Origin of the sequence: Serpentinimonas barnesii (genome assembly GCF_000696225.1) — a bacterium.
Taxonomy (GTDB): Bacteria; Pseudomonadota; Gammaproteobacteria; order Burkholderiales; family Burkholderiaceae_C; genus Serpentinimonas; species Serpentinimonas barnesii.
Genome location: NZ_BAWN01000062.1, coordinates 1 through 4,124, shown reverse-complemented (window position 1 = coordinate 4,124; position 4,124 = coordinate 1). Strand labels below are relative to the sequence as shown.

The window sequence follows — 4,124 nt, the reverse complement described above, 5'->3', positions numbered from 1 at the left end:
ATTACTCCGCTAACCTGCGGTTCAACTCGGACGTGCCTTCGGCCCGCCGGTTAACCTCAACGGCAGGTAGTACAACAACAGCCCATTACACATCGTGAATCCTCAATTGTTCTTCGACAGAGTGGCCAGCGAACTGATGTCAGGCCCTCCGCACCCTGGCCTCTGGGCCCGGGCGTATGCGCTTGCGGATGGAGACTTGGCAAGGGCCAGAGCGCGCTACATACTCTTGCGAGTACAACAGCTCGAAGCCGAATTATTGGCGGAAATTGAGGCGCGGCGGAAGGACGATTCGAACGGAAAATCAGCAAGCACTTCCAATTCGAAATCAGCGCCGGATCGCAGTGGTTGGCCATACTTGACCGAAGATGAATGCGTAGTCGAGCTAGCCCGTTTTGGCCGAACCGTCAGCAAGACAGGAAAGTCATCTTGGCTCGTAACCACGAGCAACTGTACAAACGGAGAGAACGTATCGTCGGTATATGATATTCAACGAATTATTGCTCAACTTTGGCACGGGAAATCTCCATCCAATGCTGCCTAACTTGGCGATCAAGCCAACCTGAACCGTCAACACCAAACGGGTATTGACCTGCTGCTTTGCCATTTGGGTGCGGCTCGGGCATACCGCGTATGCCTTCCTCCACAGCCTCTGCCATGGACTACTCCGGCAACGCCGCAGCGTTCCAAGGCTGCGGCACCCTGTCCCACGGCGCCGAACAGGCGGTTCAACTGGAACATGACCTCAGATCGCCCCGTGATGTGGCACCCAGGCAACGGCCCCCAAAGGACTCCACCCCGCTAGGGTGACAGGGCAGCCCTCCACATCCCCGAATTCGAAGTTGAGTACAGAGCCATCCGTGCGCAGGGCTCCCCAGCCTAGAGATCAACAAGGCCGTGGCCATGTCCCTTTTGCACGATCTCATCGAGCGCGCCGCACACGTGCCCAAGCCCCGCATATTGATGCCGCCAAAACCTGCGCAGATCCCCGAGCTTGCGTTCAAGCGCTTGGGCGAGGCTTTTTATCTGCCCTTGCTTGCACCCCAAGGTGCTCGATCACCACGGGCGGGCGGTTCGGGAACTGGGCCACGAGCTCGAGCTTGCCCCCCATGCCTTGCACGTACTGGCGCAGGGTTGACAGCAGCATGTCGCTGCGTTTTTCCAAGCGCGAGATGGTGTCTTGCCCCACGCCCAGCGTGGCGGCCAGTTGCTGCTGGGTTTGCTCGGCCGCCAAGCGCAGATCTTTGAGCGTGGCCAGTTCCATCGCTCGCGCTTGCACCCGTTGCTGGCGCGCTTTGGGCAGCGCGGCGATCACGTCATCGAGATTTCTTGCCATGATCGGACTCTTGGCTCTGCTGGGTCAAAGTCGAAGGCTTCGTGAAAAAGGACGCTCCAAGTCATTTCCTGATTATGGATCAGATGACATATGGAGTCAAGGCCATGATCGCACAAATCGATGCAGTACGAATCTTGCCGCGTGACCCGGCCGAGGATGGGCAAGTGGGTTCGGGATTTTCTGAACCCGACCGACAACGGTCAGGCAGATGGCGTAAATTTTCCATTGAAAACAGAACCTTGCCGTCGCTGCTCATGTTTCAGATCTCGACTGGATAGCACCCATTAGCCACAACTCGACCCTTGCAAGCCCTTGATTTTTAACGATCAGGCCTCGCGAGTACTCGCGAGGCTGGCACAGAAAAACAGAGAATTCTCCGTTTTTTGGGCGGTTTTTGAGGGGGTTTTGGGGGATTTTGGGCGCCGGGAAGTCTTCAGCCAATGCGCGTAACTACTTGACGCCATTGGGAAAATTCCAAAAAAATCCCAGCCGGAGAAGGGCTGGGATTGGGGGTGAGTGGTGGCAGATTGAAATATGAATCGGCGTCCGCAAGCCTCCAAACACGTGGGGGTTTTTAGCCTCTAGAGCCCACCGTTTCGGCTGCGCCCAGACGGCCAAAACGACGCACAGGGCGAACGCACCAGCCAGATTGATCCGCCCTTGCTGCTGCAGCCAGAATGGGGGGCACACACCGCCCATACCTCATTCCTCGAACAGTTCGGAGTGCGTGCCCGCCCGTACAAAGATGATGGCGTTGCCATCCAAGCGGTAGATGAGCAGGAAATCGCCGCCGATGTGACACTCGCGGTGGTCGGCCCAATCGCCCTTGAGCGTGTGGTCCAGCCATTCGGGCCCCAGCGGGGCATCGTTGCCGATGAGCAGCAGCATCGCTTCTTTGAGGCGCTTCAAGTCGTAGCGGCCCGAACGCGAGAGGCGCTCCCAGTCTTTGAGGAAGGTCTTGGTGTAGTCGCAGGCCCTAGGCGGTGGTGCCCGCTTACTGCTGGCGGGCTTTTTGGCTTGCGCCGAAATGGGCGTTTTCGAGGTCATCGATCAGTGCGTCGGCAGAGTCAAAACGGGCGGTGCGCGCCTTGGCCATGGCACGGGCGTCTTCCATCGCTGCACGGGTCTGGGCGTTGGGCACTTTCAGTTCCAAAGGGAAGGCTTGGTCGTGCACCACGCGCTTGAGCAGGATGCGCACCGCGTCTGACACCGACAGCCCCATGGCGGCCAGTGCCTCGCTGGCTTGCGTCTTGATTTCGTCGTCCACCCGGACGTGCAGCATCGTGGAATGGGCCATGGTCAGATCCTGGTTCTGCGCAATTATGTATCTCTTTTGAGATTCGGTCAAGGGCAAGGCCCACCCCCTCCGATCTGAGATCATGCGGCCTGTGAGCCGCACCGATACACAGTCCCCCGCTGAACACCGTCCGTCGCCCGACTTGCGCTGCGCAATCTACGCGCGCGTGTCGGTGGCCGACAGCCAGCCCAACTCGTTCACGTCGCTGAGCGCTCAGATTGAGGCTTGCGAGCAGCACATCGCCAGCCAACGCAGCCAAGGCTGGGGATTGGCCTACCCGCCGTTCACCGATGACGGTCTCAGTGGCGCCAACCTTCAGCGTCCGGGACTGCGCTCCCTGCTGGATCTCGTTGACCAAGGTGCGGTCGAGGTGATTGTGGTGCATCGGCTGGACAGACTCACCCGCAGCCTTTTTGATCTGGCCACGTTGTTGCCCCTGTTTAGACTGAAGGGGGCGGCCGTGGTCAGTGTGACGCAACAGATCAACACCCACACCCCCAGCGGCCGCTTGTCATTGCACCTGCTGACCACTTTTGCCGAGTACGAGCGCGAGACGATCGGGGCGCGCACCCGCGACAAGCTCGCGGCCACGCGCCGCCAAGGTCGCTGGCAGGGCAGCGGTACGCCATTGGGCTACGGCGTAGATTTTGAGCAGCGGCTGGTGCTGGACAGCTCTGAGGCCAGCTTTGTGCAGGAAATTTTTCAGCGCTACCTTGCCATCGAGACCATGGCCGAGATGATGGACTGGCTCGGGCGCGCGGGTGCCAAGACCAAGAAGTGGGTCACCCGCGATGGCAAAACCCGTGGGGGCCAGCCCATGGATCGAACCACGCTCTACCGCCTCCTCAACAACCGGATGTACATCGGTGAGGCGCTATTTAACGGTGAATGGCACAGTGGGATCTATCCGCCGATCGTCGACTTGGATCTGTGGCGCGCAGTGCAAGACAAGCTTGCGCAGCGGGCCAGACGCAAGGGAGCCCCGAACGCAGGCCGCCAACTGCACGAGTTTCCTTTCCTTGGCAAGCTCTTTTGGCACGACGGTCGCGCATACACGGCGTTCAAGTCGTCCCCTCGCGGCAAGAAACACTACATGTACTACGTTGCGCCCGCCACCGAGCAGGAGAAAGCGAGCCAGCAGCCGCCGTTCAACATCGCGACCGATGCGCTCCATGAGGCCCTCATCGAGCACCTGCGCAGCCTGTTCAGAAACCCACAAACGTGGCTACCGGATCTGCTGGACCGCACCCGATCAGACCCCACGATGGACGAGACCCAGATACGCCAAGCACTGCAAAGTTTGGACCGCGCGTGGGACTTGTTCACCGAACACACGGCGGCGGCGCTCCTCGCCCAGTTGGTGCAGCGTGTTGCCCTGCAGCCCGGCGGGGCGCACATTGAGTTGGACATGGATTTTCTGGCTCGCATGATCGTAACCGTCCCGCCAACCCACCTTGCCAGCAGCCTACGGGTCTGACAAGATAGCGCCCACGC

4 protein-coding genes are annotated in these 4,124 nt (G+C 59.8%); 1 reads left to right on the top strand and 3 read right to left on the bottom strand.

The features are described 5' to 3' along the window. Positions 1–997: 997 nt before the first annotated feature. The 3 genes from SRAH_RS11635 to SRAH_RS11625 form a co-directional block, all read right to left on the bottom strand. Entirely contained in the window at positions 998–1,333 is a 336-nt protein-coding gene (locus SRAH_RS11635) for a helix-turn-helix domain-containing protein (protein ID WP_029463506.1), read from the bottom strand. A gap of 702 nt (positions 1,334–2,035) precedes the next feature. Further along, the gene (locus tag SRAH_RS12220) at positions 2,036–2,380 is read right to left on the bottom strand and encodes a type II toxin-antitoxin system YafQ family toxin (RefSeq protein WP_045477447.1); all 345 of its coding nucleotides are present in this window, start codon (positions 2,378–2,380) and stop codon (positions 2,036–2,038) included. Then, positions 2,328–2,630: a type II toxin-antitoxin system RelB/DinJ family antitoxin gene (locus SRAH_RS11625; protein ID WP_076607040.1), complete on the bottom strand. Its 303-nt coding sequence runs from the start codon at positions 2,628–2,630 to the stop codon at positions 2,328–2,330. The genes SRAH_RS12220 and SRAH_RS11625 overlap by 53 nt, the downstream gene beginning before the upstream one ends. Before the next feature lie 91 nt (positions 2,631–2,721). On the opposite strand from SRAH_RS11625, the gene SRAH_RS12215 reads away from it, so the two are divergent. Beyond that, positions 2,722–4,107, top strand: a complete 1,386-nt coding sequence (locus tag SRAH_RS12215; RefSeq protein ID WP_171816061.1) for a recombinase family protein — start codon at positions 2,722–2,724, stop codon at positions 4,105–4,107. Positions 4,108–4,124: the final 17 nt, after the last annotated feature.

Bases quoted from the DNA above. Each gene is read 5' to 3' on its own strand.
- SRAH_RS11635 (WP_029463506.1), bottom strand. From the start codon at position 1,333: ATGGCAAGAAATCTCGATGACGTGATCGCCGCGCTGCCCAAAGCGCGC.
- SRAH_RS11625 (WP_076607040.1), bottom strand. From the start codon at position 2,630: ATGGCCCATTCCACGATGCTGCACGTCCGGGTGGACGACGAAATCAAG.
- SRAH_RS12220 (WP_045477447.1), bottom strand. From the start codon at position 2,380: ATGACCTCGAAAACGCCCATTTCGGCGCAAGCCAAAAAGCCCGCCAGC.